Genomic DNA, 16,427 nt, shown 5'->3' on the forward strand with positions numbered 1-16,427 from the left:
GCCGGACATGGCCCGGCACCCCCTGGGATCACGCAATGCGCCAGGACGGAAGGCGCTCACTGCGCCGCCAGACCGTGGGCGCGAAGCCCATCATCAACAGCCCCGCCAGCCACTTCGGCGACGTACTGAGCAGCGTAGCGGCCAACGCAGCATCCAGCGGCGCGGCGTCCTCCTGCCAGGGGTTGTAACCGAGGTAGATGATGCTGCCCGCCCACCACAGCAGGGCCACCCCGATACCCACCAGCAGCATGGCCATCGTGCGGCAGGTCCAGCGCTGCGAGGTCGTCCCCCATTCGCGGGAAATGGCTACAAGCAGGCCGACCACCAGCAGCGACACCAAGGCCACCAGACCGATGTCGACCTTGTGCCCGATGCGTTCATAGGTGCAAGCGCGGCATTGGGCTTCTTCTGCGGCCGCCTCCGTTGTGGGCGGAGCCGCTGTGGGTCCCGACTGGGCCATCACCGCGAAGGGCATCAGCAGCGCGATCATCGCCACCATCAACCAACGAACGAACTTCCTGTTACTGCGTGCAGCGACATCCATGCGCTTCTCCTTGCGTTTGATTGAAATTCAACGTGGTGGCAGATCCTGCTAAAACGCCTTGAACACCTGCATCAGGCTGACCGCATCCGGCGCCAGCTCCTGCGCAAGCCAGCCCAGACCGGCGAAGAACACCAGCAGGCCCAGCAGCGGCCAGATCGTATGGGACAGGCACAGCCGCCACCAGCCCTGCTCCTGCATCCCCTGCATACGCTTGTACAGACCGCCGGCGATGGCCGCATCCACCAGCAGTTCGGCCATCAGCACGGGCGCCGACCAGACCACCCAGACACTGGCCAGGAGCACCGTAGCCACCAGCGCTATGATGCCGAGAACGGCCAGCAGCGGCAGGCCTGCCTCGCCGTCGGCTACGTCCAGCAACGACGCGCTGTCGGCGCTCGTGCTGGAAGACGCTGCGGCTTCGCCCCAGGAAGCGGACGCGCCACCACCGCCGGAATGCCCGCCGCTGCCGGTCCACGGCGATCCCGGGCTGCCACCGCCTCCGGGCCCGGAACCCAATCCGTCGGCCACCGCATCCCAGCGCCAACGGATCCAGAGCCACATCAGCAGCAGAAACACGCCATAGGCCACCAGCACGGCCAGTGGATAGCGCAGCAGCATCGCGTCCATGCCCGCCAGGCGCAGCACGTGCGAGGCGAGGAACCCCGCAGCACCCGTCAGCACCACGATCAGGGCCATCTGCAACCGTGGCCAGCCACGATGCTGCAGCTGCCGGCGTGCGTGCATCGCTTCAGTGCTGCGGCTGCTCGGCATGGAAACGGGCGGGCGTCCGTTGCTCATATCGCCGCCTTGGTCACCGCCTCGATGCGATGGCCGTCAGGATCGATCACGAACGCGGCGTAGTAACGGTCGCCGTAATCCGGGCGCTGGCCCGCAGGTCCGTTGTCCTGGCCTCCGGTTGCCAACGCAGCACGATGGAAGGCGTCAACAGCCGCGCGCGTGGTTGCCGCCAACGCCAGATGGAAGCCGGGTCCCGGCGCCGCCGCATCGTCGCGCAGCTTCAGGCAGAGCAGGTCTTCATCGTCGACCAGGCCATAGCCGATCGCGGTGTCGTCTTCGAAGACGCGGCGATAGCCAAGCGCTGCGAGCACTGCATCATAGAAGCGGCCTGCAGCGTGCAGATCGCGAACCCCGAAAGAAAGATGGTGCAGCATGCGGACATCCTTGCCTGGCACGCGGGTGATGGTTGGCGGATTGTAACCACGAATCGCGGCCGCTGCCTGCCAACTCACATGCGTGCCGGATGCTGCAATGCAGGACGACGAGGGAGGCGGCGACATTGCAACCGGCCCATCGTGGCAACCAGCCAGGCCTCGCGATGCGTCTCCCGGCGCGGATGATTCAAACGGGCGGTGCAGCCGCCTTCAACAACTGCGCCGCCACCCGGTCGAACGGGGCGATGTCCTGCAGCGCGCGGCTCATCGCAACCGCCCCTTCCACGCTGGCAATCACCAGGCTGGCCAGCCCGTTCGCCGCAGCAGGTTCGTGGCCATCGGCAATGAAGGCAGCAGCCAAGTGCCCCTGCCAGCGCACGAACACTTCGGCGGCCGCTGCACGCGGCTGGCTCGGCGTAGCCTCCACCGGCTCCTCGACAGCCGCCGCCAGCACCGGGCAGCCGGCACGAAAACCGGTGCGCAGCAGGCGCTCGCGCCACAGTGCCAGGAACTGCTGCAACCCCTGCACTGCACCGCCCTTCAACAGCTCGATCAGCAGCGCCTCCACCTTGTCGCCGGCCATGGTGGTGGCCCGCGCCAGCAGCTCCTGCTTGCCGCCCGGGAAGTGGTGATACGTGGACCCCAGCGGCGCTTCGGCCAGCTTGGTCACTTCGCGGATGCTGGTGGCATTGAGGCCCACCCGCGCGAGCATCTGCGCTGCAGCATCGATCACGCGCTGGGGGGCATCGGACGATCGCGGGCTCACGGCAGGCTCCTTGCTAAGACAGTCGTCATAGACTAGCGTATCGACCGTTCTATAACAGTCGTAATAACCATGAATCTCTGGTTCCGCCTGCTCCACCTGCTGCTGTGCAGCCTGTTCCGGCCCAAGCTGGACGCGCCATTCGGGGTCTCGCGCCTTTCGTTCCGGGTGCTGCCCAACGACCTGGACAGCAACCTGCACATGACCAACGGCCGCTACTGGAACATCTTCGACCTGGGCCGGCTGGACCTGATCCTGCGCATGGGGCTGGGCAAGGTGGCGCTGCGTGAGAAGTGGGCGCCGATCGTTGGCGCCGGCACCATCCAGTTCCGCCGCGAGCTGAAGCCGTTCCAGCGTTTCACCCTGGAAACGCGGCTGGTCGGCTGGGTCGGCACACGCGGCATCATGGAGCAGCGCGTACTGATCGGCCCGGAACAGAAAACCGCCACGCGTGCGCTGCTGATCACCGGCATCTACGATCGCCGCGCGCGACAGTTCGTCGGCATGCCGCAGATGATGGAATCGATCGGCGTGGTTGCTCCGCCTTCGCCGGCCCTGAGTGCGGCAGCCGAGGCACTGCTGGCTGCCGATGCTGCATTGAAGCGCGACGATGCATGAGCAACACGACCCGTAGCACACGCCGGCACGGTCAAGCGTTCAGCGGAGAACCTGTACCAATCCGACCACGCCAGCAGCCACACCTGCCAACATGATCGAATAGATCAGCCACACCGGGCCGCCCTGCGTGTAACCGTAGGTCACCAGCGCCTCACGGATCGGGCGACGTGACAGCCAGGAAACCAGTACCAGCGCCAGCAGCGCAGAACCGCAGCTGATGCCCATACCCAGCAACAACGGACGCGAATCGGTATGGGGGTAGTGGCCCAACGGCCAGATCAGCAGGCTGCCAGCGATCCCAAGCAGGAACAACGCGTTCGCACTCCATACCGCAACACGATGCCTGCGCCGCAGATACGTCAGGCTGCGGCCGCGGTAGTGGCTTGGAAGCCGCTCAGCGGCTCGCCGCGCAATGACTGTGGCGATACTGCCACCGACCATGCCACTCCAGACCGCAGTATCCAGATCCATTTGTCACTAGGCATGCCACTGTTGCCACATCATGGCATGCCGTCGGCAATGCCGGTAAGGACCTTACCCGACCCGCGGCATGTTCTTGGTCACGCAATGGATGCCGCCGCCACCGCCGGCGATCGCATCGATATCCACCTGCTCGATGGTGCGGCCGGGATACAGGTCTTCCAGCAGTTCACGGCAGTAACCATCCGCCTTCGCGTCACCAAACTGCGGCGCGATCACCGCACCGTTGATCGGCAGGTAATTGATGTAGCCCCGGGCCAGATCGTCATTGTCGCGGGTGTGCACATTGTCGCGCCCGCCCAGCGGCGGCGGCAGCGTATGCACCTGCAGCCTGCGACCGTCGGCATCGGTGGCGCCGCGCAGGATGTCCAGATGCTCGCGGGTCAGATCGTAATCGTACGACTCCGGGTCGTTGTCCAGGTTGGCGATCACCACGCCGGGGCGCACGAAGCGTGCGTAGAAATCCACGTGCGCATCGGTGATATCTTCGCCAGCGATGCCGGGCAACCAGATCACCTTGCGCAGGCCCAAGTGGTGCTTCAACTCCGCTTCGATATCCGCGCGTGACCAGCCTGGATTGCGGTTGCGGTTCACCCAGCAGCTTTCGGTCAGGATCGCGGTGCCGTGTCCATCAACTTCGATGCCACCGCCCTCGCCCACCAGATCGCTTTCCAGCAGCGTCGCGCCGGTCATCTGCGCCAGCCACGGTGCTACTGCACCGTCGTTGCGCGCACTCTGCTTGCCGCCCCAGCCATTGAAGTTGAAGTCGACCAGGCCCAGCTCGCCCTTGCCATCGGTAACGAAACAGCCGCCGTAGTCACGCACCCAGATATCGTCCAGCGGCACGTCGAGGAATTCGGTGTTGTCACTGCCGCAGCGCTCCTGCGCCTGCCGGCGCTGTGCAGGACGGCACAGCACGCTGACCGGCTGATGGCGGGCGATGGTGCGCGCCAGCCGGGCGACGGCATTGTTCACTGCATCGGCCTGCGCGCCCCATACCCGCGGCTGTGCAGCGAAGGCCAGGAAGACGCGTTCCTGCGGACCGTGCTCATCGGGCATCTGCCACCCGGCCGGTGCAGCAGCGCGGGCGCGGGCGGGCAGTCCGGTCAGACCCAGCGCGGCCAGGCCGCCCAGGCCGGCGGTTGCGGCGAGTTGGGTGATGAAATGGCGTCGGGTAGACATGACAGGCTCCAGAGACGGACCGTGAAGTCCAGCTGATCAATTCAAGCGCACCGACTGATGCGCGACGGACCCATGTTGCCCTTGCTTATGGATGAGAACAAACGATAGATTCAGCGGGAATACGATCAGCCAGGCTTATCAATCATGCTCAAGCATTGGCCCCCGTTGAACGCCCTGCGCGGCTTCGAGGCTGCCGCCCGACTCGGCAGCTTCCATCGTGCCGCCGAGGAGCTGCACCTGAGCCAGTCTGCCATCAGCCAGCAGATCCGCGGGCTGGAGGACTCCCTGGAACAGCCGCTGTTCTTCCGCCAGGGCCGCAGCGTGACCCTCACCGATGCCGGCATCGACCTGCTGGAAACCACGCAGTCGCTGTTGCGGCAACTGGCCAGTGGCATCCGTCGGCTCGATCAGTACCGCAAGCCGAATCAACTGATCGTCAACACCAGCCCCGCCTTCGCGCGTCACTGGCTGGTACCGCGGCTGGGCGATTTCCGCCGCCACCACCCGCAGGTTGACCTGTGGCTGCTGACCAGCGAAGAGGCGCCGGACATGACCGCGCAGACACTGGACATCAGCATCCGCGATGATCTGCAGGCACAGGCGCATTGCGAGCATCGCGTACTGCTGCAGGACCGGCTGTATCCGGCCTGCCACCCCAGCGTGCTGGCGCTACCGGCTGCCGAGCGCAGCACCCTGCACGGCGAGCGCGAAATGGACTGGAGCCAGTGGCAGGTGCAGGGCGGCGCCGACGTCGGCCAGCAGCGCGAAGGCCTGAATTTCTCCGAGCCAGGACAACTGCTGGATGCTGCCTGCCAGGGCCTGGGGATCGCACTGGTCAGCGAACTGCTGGCCGCACCGGCGCGCGCGCAGGGCCTGCTGCAGCCGCTGGATGAGGCCTATGTGCGCGGACCGCGCTGGAGCTGGTTGCTGCACGAGGACAGCGCCCGCGATCCGCTGGTGATGCGGTTCTGTGGGTGGCTGCTGGCGGAACTGGCGATAGGGTAGTGCCGGCCGCTGGCCGGCAATCCGTTCGCCATGCAGATTGAGGTTGCCGGCCAGCGGCCGGCACTACCCATCTCAGCGCTTGGGCGCGTTCGCCTGCGCGCGCTTGATCGCCGCTTCGGCCAGCGGTGCCATCAGCGCATAGCCCTTCGCCGTCGGGTGCACGCCATCGGTTGCCAACTGCGCATCCAGTCCACCAGCACGGTTGGCCATCGCTGCGTAATAGTCCAGATAGACCAGACCCCGTGCATCGGCATGGCGCTTCAGCGCAGCATTCAATGCACGCACCTTGGGCGCAGGCGTGATGCCCGGCATCCACGGGTACTCGCTGACAGGCAGCACCGACGCCAGCACCACCGCGATGCCATGCGCCTTCGCCAGATCCAGCATGGCCTGCAGGTTGTCCTCGATCATCGCCTGCGTGGCCGGACCGGTGTTGCCGGCGATATCATTGGTGCCGGCCAGAATCACCACCACGCTCGGGCGCAGCGCCAGCACATCCTGCGAAAAGCGCACCAGCATCTGCGCGGTGGTCTGCCCGCTGATGCCACGATTGATGTAGCCCTTGCCCGGGAAGAAGGTGCTGCTGCCGTCCGCACCCCACCCTTCGGTGATCGAATCGCCGAAAAACACCACGCGTGAGTGACCGGCCCGTGGCGCTGGCAGCGCGGCATTGGCCGCGCGGTACTTCTGCAGCTGCGGCCAGTCGGACAGGCGCTGCTGCATGAAACGCACCTCGTCCGGCTGCACCTGCTCGACCGGCCTGGTCAGCAGCGGAGTGCTGGCTGCCTGCACCATCACGGGCGTGGCCAGCGAGGCAATGAGCAGACCGGCCGGTAGCCGGACCATCGAAACCATCCTGCGCATGAGCGTCCTCCGCTGTCGACACGGGCAGTCTAGCGCGGCCTGCGAATGGTCATTTTGCCGATGCAGCCGCCCTTGCCGCTACACCGGTCACCTTGGCCGGCATCCACATCCCCGGCGTCCAGCCACTGGCCTGCAGGATCTCCTTCGGGTTGTCCTGCTGGATCAGCGCACGCACAGCATCGCGTTTGTTGTCGGCCTGCAGGTAATACGCCTTGGCGATGCGATAGCCCACCCAGTAACCGAGGTCGTAGGGCTCCTGCGAACCCGGCGTGTAGTTGTACAACCAGGGCTTCAGATCGGTGCTGTCCATATCCAGCGCGAACGCGCTTTCGATATGCACTTCCCTGCCCCGCGTCCATCCAGCGTGGCGACCATTGCCGACGTTGCCGGAAATCAGCTCGGCGATGAACTCGGCGATCCCCTCGCCCAGCGACTCGCGCAGCACCGTCGCCTGCGGGTCGCCCGCTTCGTATTCGCTCACGCCGGTCTGCTGGATATGCACGTACTCGTGCGCAATCACGTGCACAAAGCGGTCCTGCGCATTGGCGTTCATGAAGTCGGCCGCGCACAGCGCTTCCAGGCCGATCACCACCCCGTCCGGGTACGTCATGCCTACTGGCTTGCCGCGCCCCACCACGATCGCCACGGGCGGGAACTTCGCCTGCGGGTAGATCGCCTGCAGATTGGCGAACACCTGCACCAGTCGCTGCCGCACCGCCGGCAACTCCGCCAGACAGGCCCGTCCATTGGCATACACCGCAGGCTCGCGCGCCATCGCCTCGGCCATGCGCTCGGCGGTCACTCGGCGCAGCTTCGCGAACTGGGCCAGGCTCGGCGTGCCCTGTGCCAGATACTGCCCCAACTGGGCCACGCTGGGCTTGCCGCCGGCCGCCTCGTACAGCGCGTAGAAGCGGGTGGCGTCGGAGGTCAGGATTTCCGGTCCCGGCACCGCCGCCTGGGTGGTGCCGACCACCCCGCCGAGGGCCAGGGCTAGCAGGCAACGCAACGACACGAACATGGCTCCGTCCTTGGTGGAGTGCACGCGAAGCGCGCAATCTATCACCGTGGCGGCGCATGCGCTGCCGTATCGTGCAACGCCCTCCCCTGCTGTGCCAGACTCGCGGCGACCGGCTGCCATGGACGCAAGGGGAAGATAGGATGATGATCGTTCCAGCCTACTGGGCCGAAGCCCGCCTGCAGGACAGGTACAAGGGCCGGCCGGTGGTGGTACGCCGGTTCGGCTGGTCCGACGACGACCAGGATGCCGCACAGGCCCACGCCGATGCGCGTGCACGCGAAGCGCTCGATGACATCCTCAGCGGCCAGTCCGTGCCGCGTCGCGAGCGACGAACCAACTACGGTGTCGAGGGCATCCCGATCCGCGAGCAGATCGTGCAGCGCAGGGATGATGTCATCGTCACCCGCAACAGCTACGGCGCGTTGTGCCTGAACACCCCCCGACGTCCTGTTTGCGGACATCGACCACGTGCCCACTCCATCAGGCTGCGCATTGCCGCTGTTCGGCGCACTCGGGCTGCTGGCAGCCGGCGCACTGATCGGCGTTGCATTGGGCAACTTCAACATCGGCCTGGCGGCCGGCGGCATCGCGATGGTGGTGGTCAACCAGATCATGTCGGGGCGGCGCAAGCGCCGGCTGGCCCGGTCCGGTGGCGTCGAAGGCCTCGCGCTGCAGCGCGTACAGGCGTTCGTCGAACACCATCCCGACTGGCATCTGCGTGCCTACCGCACCCCGGCCGGGCTGCGCGTGCTGGCGATGCATGCCACGTTCGAACCACAGGATGCGCAGGTGCATGCCTTCTTCAAGGCACTGGGCACCGACACGTTGTATGCACGCATGTGCACGCTGCAGCATTGCTTCCGTGCACGGCTGACACCGAAACCGTGGCGGCTTGGCATCATCGCCCGCATCCGTCCGCCGGTGGCCGCCTGGTCGGCCGAGCAGGCCAGCAACCCCGACCGCCTGGCCTGGATTGCCGAATACGAAAGGGAAAGTGCCGGTTTCGCCGCATGCGCCTATGTGCGCAGCTTCGGCGATGAGCGACGTGTGGACGCCAAGGCCGAACGCGTGCGCGACCTGCACGATCGGATGTCGCGCGCACTGGATAACCTGCCGCTGGGATGAGAGCGGATCTCGCTCAGCGGCCGCCCTGCACGAAGGGCTGACCCGCCAATGTGGTTCCCACCTGCAGAGCGACCTGCTGCCCATCCTTGGCGAAGGTGCTGCTGCAGTTGTTGCCGCCCTTCTGGCAGCCCACTTCCGGGAAACCCTCCAGTGCTTCAGGCGCATCGCGTGGCGGGCTCGCCTGCCATCCAGCAGCATCAAGCAGTCGCTTGGCCTTGGTGTAGGGCATGCCGGGGGTGATGCCCAACGCTGCCAGCTCAGCCGGCAGCGGCTGGGCGAATGCAGCGCACGGGACAACGGACATCGACAGCGATGCGGCGAGGATGAAGGCCTTCATGGAGCGAACCCGTAGCGGACATCAGATGCGCAGCGTACCGCAGCTTTGTGGCCGGTCCATGCCTGCATCACAGATGGTTACGCAACACCCACAGGGGGATACCTGGAGACGACGCCTGAAACAGAAAGGCCGCCCCGGAGGGCGGCCTTGCCGGATTACTTCGCGTTCTTCACGTAAGTGTCGAACCAGTTGAGCATTTCATAGACCAGCTGTTCGTTCGACTCCAGCGCGGTGTACCAGTGCGGCTCGTTCGGCAGCATCACCAGGCGGGTGGTACCGCCATTGCCGCGGATCGCCTGGTACAGCTTGCGCGACTGGAACGGCTCGGTGCCCGGGTTGGCATCGTCCTCGCCATGGACCAGCAGCAGCGGCAGCTTGATCTTGTCGGCGTAGAAGAACGGCGAGGCCTTCAGGTACACATCCTGCGCCTGCCACACCGAGCGGCGCTCGTTCTGGAAGCCGAACGGGGTGAAGGTCTTGTTGTACGAACCACTGGTCGCCACGCCGGCCTTGAACAGGTTGGTGTGGGCGATCAGGTTGGCAGTCATCAGGCCACCATGGCTGTGGCCGGTCACGCCGATGCGGTTGCGATCGACCACGCCCAGTTCCACCGCCTTGTCCACCGCCGCCTTGGCGTCGGCTTCCAGCTGTTCCAGATAGGTGTCGTAGGCATTCTTCGGGTCACCGACGATCGGGAACGAGGCGTTGTCGATGATCGCGTAGCCGGCCAGCAGCATCAGGCGGTACGGCTGCAGACGGGTGAAGGTCTGCTGCGAACCGGAGACCTGGCCGGCCTGTGCGGCATTGGCGAAGTCGGCCGGGTATGCGTACAGGATCGCCGGTACGCGCTGGCCTTCCTTGTAGCCCGGCGGCGTGTACAGGGTGAACGACAGGTCCACGCCATCGGCGCGCTTGTAGGTCACCAGGCGTTTCTGGATCTGCCGCACTTCCGGGGTCGGGTCGACCAGCTTGGTCAACGCAGTGGGCTTGGACTCGAACTGCGCTTCGCCGGCCTTGGCATCGGCGATGCGCTCACCGAGCAGACGCACGAACGCGTTCGGCGGGTCCATCACCGACTGGTGCCAGGTGACCAGATGGCCCGGCGTGGCACTGAAACCGATGACCTGCTCATACGCATCGGCAGCGCTGCGGAACAGGCGTTCGCTCTTCAGCGTACCCAGGTTGAGCGCATCCAGGAACGGACGGTCGCCCTGCGGCGACGCGCCCTGCCCGCGCAGGAAGACGGTGTTGCCCTCCTGGCGCACCACCGGCGCACCGCTCGGCAGGCGCTTGAACACCAGGTTGCCCGGGTTGCCGTACAGCTCATCGCTGGACATGTCCCACAGCAGGCGACCTTCCTTCTTCGGCTGGTCCACATCGACGATGCGGGCCTGCATCCAGTGGCGGTTCTCGTCGTTCTCGAACTGGAACGACACGGCCGGGTCGGCTGACCACGCAAAGCCCTCGAAACGCTGCGCGGTGCGGGCGATTTCCACCGGCTTGCCGGTGAACGGCGCCTTCAGCATCAGCACGCGATCGCGATGCGGCACGCTCACCTTCCAGTCGCCCTTGTCCAGCGCTTCGGCATAGACCAGGGTGGCCGGGTCGGTGGAGCGCCAGTCGTAACCGCGCGGGCCTTCCGGCACCCCGTGTACCGGCACGCGATCGGCCAGCGGCAGGCTGGCCAGCACCGTGTTGCGGCCATTGCCGAGGTCCAGCACGGCCACATCGTTGGCGAAGCGCTGGTAGGTCACGGCATGCGAGAACGGCGCCTTCAGGGTTTCGGTCAGCACATGCACGCCATCGGGTGCGGCGTTGACGTCGTTGTACAGCGCAGGCTGGCCAACTGGGCGCACGCTGCCGGCAGCGGCATCGACCACCGCCAGCTGCGAGGCACCGTAATAGGCGAACAGCTTTTCATCGTGCACGCTGGTCAGCGTGTCGCGCGCTTCATAGGTGCTGCTCTCGCCACTGCTGCCCAGCGATTCCTGCGCGTCCGGACCTGTGGGCGTGCCGCCGTTGGACGGCGCCGGCCCCTGATTGGCCGGCACCAGCTTCACCAGCAGACTCTGGCCGCCACCCAGCCACTGCACGGTGCTGCCGAAAATGGGATTCAGCTGCACGTTCGGCACCTGCTTCACCTGGCCGGTGGCGGCGTCGCCCACCCACAGCTGCACGCTGGTATCGACCGCATTCTGGAAGGCGAAACGGCTGCCATCGGCCGACCACTGTGCGGCCCCTGCGCAGCCCTGCGGCAGGTTGACCTTGGTGCTCTTGCCGCTGGCGATCTCGATCAGGGTGAAGTCGGCCACACAGGCCGGAATGCCATAGCCGCCGGGGGTGTCGTGGCGGCTGCGGTTCTTCGGTTCCAGGCGCACGCCGGCCAGCTTCAGGTACGGCTGGGCCACGCGGGTGATGGACGGATAGGTCTGCGCGGTGGTCAGCAGCAGCCGTTGCCCGCTGGGGTCGATGTTCGGTGCTGGCGGCGGCGGGGCCTTGAGTACCTTGAGCAGGTGTTCCGGCGGCTTGGCGTAGTCGGCGAAGGCCGGGCCGGCGGCCAGCAGGCCGAGCGTGGCAACGGCAACGGCCGCCGCCAGAGAGGTACGACGGATGAGCATCCTTAATCCCCTGGGCTATGGATGGGAGCCCGAAAACGGGCAAGGTCCCGAATCTAGCACCGCAGGGGTTGTCGTGAATGGGCCGGAAGGACTAGTGGCCGGATGGGGCAAAGCCTGGCCTGAAGCGCCCCCCCCCGCTTGCCAACAGCCAATCGCGGGGGGAGCAAGCCTTTCGGGCCAACGCTTCCAGCGCATTTCGGTTCTGTCTGCGGCTATTGCCGTTCGAGTCAACCATGGCATGTGGGTCTGCGCGGCGCCTAAAATTGGAAACGCGATCCCCAACCCCGTGATTCATGATCCTGCGCAAAATCTATCTGTACCTGAACCCAGACGAACATTGGGGTGATCTGATTTCAGATCTCGGGTTTCCGCTGGACACCGCGTTCGGATTCAAACCAGATATATCTGCAATTATCTGGAACGCCACCTCAAGAAGCTCAGGTTCAGAACGACTGGCTTCAACAAGATCTGTATTCAAGGGTCAAAGCTGGAAACCGCAACGTGGGCCGTACAAGGGGCCAATGCCGTTGTTCCGCGCGTTTCATTTTACGCCAACCTGTATGAATCGCTTGATGACCACAGCAGGCATGAGCTTTACATCTCCATGATCTTGGACGGAATGTCCAGTCTCGCCAACCACCAGGTCATCCCGATTGCGGAGATCCTCAACGGGATCGCCGAATTCAGGGCCGGCGGGCACAAGAACGAATGGATCCACCAGTCCAAGTACTACCGCACTGATCGGGTTCGGGCAACGCTCAACTGTAGCCTCACACCAAACAACTTCACCTTGACACTGGAAATCAACAAGGACGGTCATACCGTGCTGAAAGAGATCATTCTGGAATCGCTCCCGGACGAAATCATTTTTGCCCATCAACTGGGCAGCCTTGAGCGGAGCGAGGACACTATCATTGTCCGCCAGAAGGGTGGGGCGAACCTCTATCGCTCTACGAGCATATGACTTCCTCAAGTCCGGACACAAGGTCGATAGGGACTATCAGATGGAAGACTGGGCAACATGTCGTCCTTCAGCTGAGGGACGACCTGTTCACAATTGCGCAGATGCGCAACCGACCTGTGATGCGCTTTTTCGATATCTACTCAAATGAAGACTCTTGGGATTCCCCTGACCTGAGCCAATATCGCCCATTGTTCCAAGCTTTCGTCGGCAAGGTAGTTCAGCAACGACTTGTGACGCGCAAGATAACCATAGGCACACCTTGTCCGACCGAGCTTCCTCACTACTGGATTCGCCCCTATACCTCCTTGGACGGGCAGTACTTCAAGGGCGGCCCTGACCGCCTCTTCTTTGGCGGACGTCTAATCGACCTTGGAGCCGGGAATGACATTTGTGTCACCCAAGCTCCTGTAGTCAAACAAGGCTTGTCCATTGAAGAAGACCGAGAAGCAATCGAACGCTATGAGCTGACCAACATGTGGGGAAACCATGACCTGCAAGACAGGCTCATCCGGCACTTCACAAGTGGCGTAAATCGTGATGATCTCAAGTTTGAAGTCTTCCCCGACCTTTGGCCAGATCGGCGGGACTTGAGTCCACTTACACGACGGCTGCCGGAGCGGCTCCGCTAGCTCCGGCGTCATAAGTCTTCCGTCTTCGCGCGGTCGGCCAACAATTGCCAGGCATGGCCTGGCACTACTGCCGTGCGTGCAGCTCCCAGGTGGACAGATAATCGGGATCGATCACCGTCACGCCACTGGACCGCAACTGGTACTCACCCGGCGCGGCCGGCAGGTACTGGTCCAGCATCGGCGGTAGGTAGCGCTCATGTCCGTCATCGCCATCGGCCAGCACCAGTCCCTCTTCGGCACTGACCCGCAGCACGGTACCGGCAAACTGCTCCAGCCCCTGCACCTGGCCATCGCCGCCAAAACGGGTAACGCCCACCAGCACCAGCTTGCCAATCATCTGCGCGGCCTTGGCATCATCCAGATCCAGGGGCGGCAGGGCTCCTCTCGATTCGTTGCTCATCGTGCACCTCGGAAGCCTGCGTGGACATCGTGGACGAGATGCGCGCCCAGTGCTGCGAACAAAGCAGCGTCGTGGGGCGACTCGCATGCATGTAGTGGCTCCGCGCACTGCGGGATGCAGAGCCAACCATCGGTGCTCAACTCACGGAAGAATTCTGTCTGACGCTGCATGAACCGCAGCAGCGGTTTCAGCATGTTCGCCGACACCAGCGCGTTTGGCCTGGGCAACAGGCCGGTCGCTGATGCGGTAGGGGTACGCGTGAACAAGACAGTGCATCGCGGGCCTCCTTGCCGGGGGAGTGGCCTCGCAGGACCACCTTCAACGCTGCGCAATGTGCCGGATACGAGTTGCGAAGTGCCGGTCGCGGGAAAGCGGCAGGGACACCCGCTACGCAAGGCCACGCCTGCGCTTGATCGTCTACACGGTTGGATGCTGCCACCGCTGACGGAATGGCGAAGTGAAGAAGTTCCGTGGCATCCGGGCCCGGGGCCACTCCGCTTGCAGCAAGTACCTGAGCCGAACGCACCCTGCCCCGATTCCAGCAATCGTCAATTACATTTAACCTGTGATTCACCTGGCCCACTTTACGGTCAGCGCTCAACATGCAGGGAACGCTTATGTTTGGGTACGCATTCACACGGCCGTGGGCAATCGCCCTATGTTCGGCCTCGCTCTGCGCCTGCACACACGCGACTGATCATTCGTCGACTTCTCAAGGACCCGTTACCATGGCATCGACCGCCTCCGACGCCGCAACGCCTTCTGCGCTCAGCGCAGACCAACTGCTGTTGCGCCTGCTGGATCTGATCAAGGACACCACCTCCACCCGTGAACTGACCCTTGAACGGGTATCGCAGGCCATGCGGGCGCCCGCGCAGCGTTTCGGCCCGGGACATTTCGGCTATGGCGGCACACTGACGCCGGAATGGAGCTACGGCCTCGAGATCAAGAAGGCTGGCGCCGCCGATGCGCGTCTCGATCTCAATTTCATCGACACCACCGCCGACCGCAAAGCCAACGCAGCGGCGATCTGCCAGGTCGACTTCGACCAGTTCGCCTCGGGTCTGCAGGCCGCGGGCTTCAAGCGCGACACCATCCGCGGCGAGCACGGCCGGGTCATCCATGACCGTTTCGATCGCCCGGATCTGACCATCAAGGTCGACACGATGGCTGAGGATGCAACCCCGTCTGGCAAGCCGGCGCATGCCTGCGTCCGCCTTGTGACCGTGCAGTAAGGAGCACCGCACCATGCCTACGCTTTCAGCGGATACGGAACGCCTGCTGACCGAATTTGCAGGAAAACCCGATGTTACGGCCGATCAGGTCGACAACCTTCGCAAGGCCATTGCCAATTCTCCGGCGCTGGCAACCCAGGTCGACTTGGCCATCACCGCCGGTCATCTGCAGCGCTTCGAGCTGTTGCCCGCCGACAGCAATGTGGGCGGCGAGTACGTCAGCGGCGCAAAGGCCATCCGCCTGCCGGCATCCAGTCTGTCCACGCTGGCAGCCCCGGACAAACACGATGCTGCAGAGCTGACCTTCGTCCTGGGCCATGAGATCCAGCATGGGCTCAATGATGCAGCGACCGAACGGGCCTACGAGCAGTTTGAATCCGATATTGCAGACATTGCCGCGCGCGATTCGACCCACGACTACACCCAGGCCATCGGCACCCTGCTCGCAGCCAACCGGCGCGACGAGGCATCGGCGAACATCGAGGGCTGGAATGCACTGGTCGGCATGGTCAAGACCGCCAATCCGGACGCCACGCTGGAAGATGTATACAACGCAAGTACCCGTGCAAACGAGTTCGTGCGCGTGCAGCCCGGGCCGCCGATGACCTACGCCGCGCATCCGGACCTGACGCTCAACGCAGACCTGAGCATGACCGCCACCGCTGCCAATATCGAGGGCATGGGCAAGCACTACTACGACGAAGGCGTGTCGTCCGGGCTGGGGCCCAACGGCAATTCTGACTACCAGAATTTCTACGCTGCCTCTGCCATCAGCCGCGCCTGCGAGGAAGAGGCCAGGAATCCGGCACCCGATGGCATCAGCAGGATGTCGGTGAACATGGCACAGCTGGGCCTGCAGGAAAGCCTGCTGGAACAGAACGGGCTGTATCTGGGCAAGGGCACGCCGCCACGGCAGCCCTACTTCGATACCAGCACCTCGCCGTCCACGCTGCATTATTTCGACCACACCGAGGGCACCTACGCCCACGTGCCCATCACCGCGCAGGCGACCGCCGCTCCCTCGAACGAGGCGCAGGTTGCGTTGGCGGGCGGCAACGACCGTGCCCTGCACGATCAGATCCGCGGCAAGGTGGCCGAGCTGGATGCCGCCAACGGCCGCAGCTTCGACGCCTCCAGTGAACGCCTGAGCGCAAGCCTGCTGGTGCTGGCCCGCGAGAACGGCCTGGACCGCGTGGATCATGTGGTGCTCAGCCGTCAGGCGGGAGAAGTCGCCGCGGCACAGAACGTGTTCGTGGTGAAGGGTGCGCTGGATGATCCTGCGTCGCTGCGTGCGTCGGCAGCTACGGCTGAAGCCGCCCAGCGGCCGGTGCAGGAAAGCCTGGAAAGCCTCGCCATCGTCAACCAGCGCCAGGCTGACCACACCTCGCAGGAACAGACACGCCAGCAGGTGCAGGAACAGCAGCGCAGCGCACTGTCGCATTGAGGTCAGGGACGGCGCCGGGCATCGCCCGG

At 64.6% G+C, this 16,427-nt stretch carries 20 protein-coding genes; 8 read left to right on the forward strand and 12 right to left on the reverse strand.

Translation table 11 applies throughout. From position 1 onward, the window contains the following. Positions 1–28: 28 nt before the first annotated feature. From QP457_RS13865 to QP457_RS13880, 4 genes are all read right to left on the reverse strand, one after another. A complete protein-coding gene (locus QP457_RS13865; RefSeq protein WP_286040606.1) occupies positions 29–490 on the reverse strand; it encodes a hypothetical protein in 462 nt (153 codons plus the stop codon). A gap of 102 nt (positions 491–592) precedes the next feature. Next, complete coding sequence (locus tag QP457_RS13870; RefSeq protein ID WP_205405999.1) at positions 593–1,315, reverse strand: hypothetical protein; 723 nt, start codon at positions 1,313–1,315, stop codon at positions 593–595. Positions 1,316–1,338: 23 nt separating this feature from the next. Further along, positions 1,339–1,716: a VOC family protein gene (locus QP457_RS13875; RefSeq protein WP_180166492.1), complete on the reverse strand. Its 378-nt coding sequence runs from the start codon at positions 1,714–1,716 to the stop codon at positions 1,339–1,341. A gap of 187 nt (positions 1,717–1,903) precedes the next feature. Further along, positions 1,904–2,482: a TetR/AcrR family transcriptional regulator gene (locus QP457_RS13880; protein WP_180166491.1), complete on the reverse strand. Its 579-nt coding sequence runs from the start codon at positions 2,480–2,482 to the stop codon at positions 1,904–1,906. Positions 2,483–2,551: 69 nt separating this feature from the next. Here QP457_RS13880 and QP457_RS13885 point away from each other — a divergent pair, with 69 nt between their 5' ends. After that, a complete protein-coding gene (locus QP457_RS13885; RefSeq protein WP_100552923.1) occupies positions 2,552–3,097 on the forward strand; it encodes a thioesterase family protein in 546 nt (181 codons plus the stop codon). 39 nt (positions 3,098–3,136) lie between these two features. Here QP457_RS13885 and QP457_RS13890 read toward each other — a convergent pair whose 3' ends face one another. Together QP457_RS13890 and QP457_RS13895 are read right to left on the reverse strand one after the other, a co-directional pair. Continuing rightward, positions 3,137–3,409, reverse strand: coding sequence for a hypothetical protein (locus QP457_RS13890; protein ID WP_205405917.1), 273 nt, complete (start codon positions 3,407–3,409; stop codon positions 3,137–3,139). 222 nt (positions 3,410–3,631) lie between these two features. Continuing rightward, a complete protein-coding gene (locus QP457_RS13895; protein ID WP_205405918.1) occupies positions 3,632–4,759 on the reverse strand; it encodes an agmatine deiminase family protein in 1,128 nt (375 codons plus the stop codon). A gap of 144 nt (positions 4,760–4,903) precedes the next feature. On the opposite strand from QP457_RS13895, the gene QP457_RS13900 reads away from it, so the two are divergent. Further along, a complete protein-coding gene (locus QP457_RS13900) occupies positions 4,904–5,764 on the forward strand; it encodes a LysR family transcriptional regulator (RefSeq protein WP_205405919.1) in 861 nt (286 codons plus the stop codon). Positions 5,765–5,836: 72 nt separating this feature from the next. On the opposite strand, the gene QP457_RS13905 is transcribed toward QP457_RS13900, so the two are convergent. The 3 genes from QP457_RS13905 to QP457_RS13915 form a co-directional block, all read right to left on the reverse strand. After that, positions 5,837–6,559, reverse strand: a complete 723-nt coding sequence (locus tag QP457_RS13905; protein WP_240196654.1) for an SGNH/GDSL hydrolase family protein — start codon at positions 6,557–6,559, stop codon at positions 5,837–5,839. A 118-nt stretch (positions 6,560–6,677) separates the two neighbouring features. After that, on the reverse strand, positions 6,678–7,646 hold the full coding sequence (locus QP457_RS13910) for a DUF2268 domain-containing putative Zn-dependent protease (RefSeq protein WP_205405921.1): 969 nt from the start codon (positions 7,644–7,646) through the stop codon (positions 6,678–6,680). 41 nt (positions 7,647–7,687) lie between these two features. Then, the gene (locus QP457_RS13915) at positions 7,688–8,107 is read right to left on the reverse strand and encodes a hypothetical protein (RefSeq protein WP_240196642.1); all 420 of its coding nucleotides are present in this window, start codon (positions 8,105–8,107) and stop codon (positions 7,688–7,690) included. Positions 8,108–8,114: 7 nt separating this feature from the next. Here QP457_RS13915 and QP457_RS13920 point away from each other — a divergent pair, with 7 nt between their 5' ends. Beyond that, the gene (locus QP457_RS13920) at positions 8,115–8,771 is read left to right on the forward strand and encodes a hypothetical protein (protein ID WP_240196643.1); all 657 of its coding nucleotides are present in this window, start codon (positions 8,115–8,117) and stop codon (positions 8,769–8,771) included. Positions 8,772–8,784: 13 nt separating this feature from the next. Here the strand turns inward: QP457_RS13920 and QP457_RS13925 are convergent, their stop codons facing one another. Both QP457_RS13925 and QP457_RS13930 read right to left on the reverse strand, forming a co-directional pair. Beyond that, on the reverse strand, positions 8,785–9,108 hold the full coding sequence (locus QP457_RS13925; protein ID WP_205405922.1) for a hypothetical protein: 324 nt from the start codon (positions 9,106–9,108) through the stop codon (positions 8,785–8,787). 155 nt (positions 9,109–9,263) lie between these two features. Beyond that, the gene (locus QP457_RS13930) at positions 9,264–11,726 is read right to left on the reverse strand and encodes a prolyl oligopeptidase family serine peptidase (protein WP_205405923.1); all 2,463 of its coding nucleotides are present in this window, start codon (positions 11,724–11,726) and stop codon (positions 9,264–9,266) included. 293 nt (positions 11,727–12,019) lie between these two features. Between QP457_RS13930 and QP457_RS13935 the strand changes: the two genes are divergently transcribed. The 3 genes from QP457_RS13935 to QP457_RS13945 all read left to right on the forward strand — a co-directional run bounded on the left by QP457_RS13935 (position 12,020) and on the right by QP457_RS13945 (position 13,319). After that, complete coding sequence (locus tag QP457_RS13935) at positions 12,020–12,334, forward strand: hypothetical protein (protein WP_205405924.1); 315 nt, start codon at positions 12,020–12,022, stop codon at positions 12,332–12,334. A gap of 11 nt (positions 12,335–12,345) precedes the next feature. Next, positions 12,346–12,690 (forward strand): hypothetical protein, encoded by a 345-nt coding sequence (locus QP457_RS13940; protein ID WP_205405925.1) that lies wholly within the window; start codon positions 12,346–12,348, stop codon positions 12,688–12,690. A gap of 101 nt (positions 12,691–12,791) precedes the next feature. After that, entirely contained in the window at positions 12,792–13,319 is a 528-nt protein-coding gene (locus QP457_RS13945) for a hypothetical protein (protein ID WP_240196644.1), read from the forward strand. Positions 13,320–13,383: 64 nt separating this feature from the next. Here the strand turns inward: QP457_RS13945 and QP457_RS13950 are convergent, their stop codons facing one another. Then, on the reverse strand, positions 13,384–13,719 hold the full coding sequence (locus QP457_RS13950; RefSeq protein WP_025876944.1) for a hypothetical protein: 336 nt from the start codon (positions 13,717–13,719) through the stop codon (positions 13,384–13,386). Positions 13,720–14,447: 728 nt separating this feature from the next. Here QP457_RS13950 and QP457_RS13955 point away from each other — a divergent pair. Together QP457_RS13955 and QP457_RS13960 are read left to right on the forward strand one after the other, a co-directional pair. Then, on the forward strand, positions 14,448–14,954 hold the full coding sequence (locus QP457_RS13955) for a hypothetical protein (protein ID WP_240196645.1): 507 nt from the start codon (positions 14,448–14,450) through the stop codon (positions 14,952–14,954). A gap of 13 nt (positions 14,955–14,967) precedes the next feature. Further along, positions 14,968–16,398: an XVIPCD domain-containing protein gene (locus tag QP457_RS13960; protein WP_205405927.1), complete on the forward strand. Its 1,431-nt coding sequence runs from the start codon at positions 14,968–14,970 to the stop codon at positions 16,396–16,398. Positions 16,399–16,427: the final 29 nt, after the last annotated feature.

It is taken from the genome of Stenotrophomonas sp. As-7 (assembly GCF_030291015.1).
GTDB classification, from domain to species: Bacteria; Pseudomonadota; Gammaproteobacteria; order Xanthomonadales; family Xanthomonadaceae; genus Stenotrophomonas; species Stenotrophomonas lactitubi.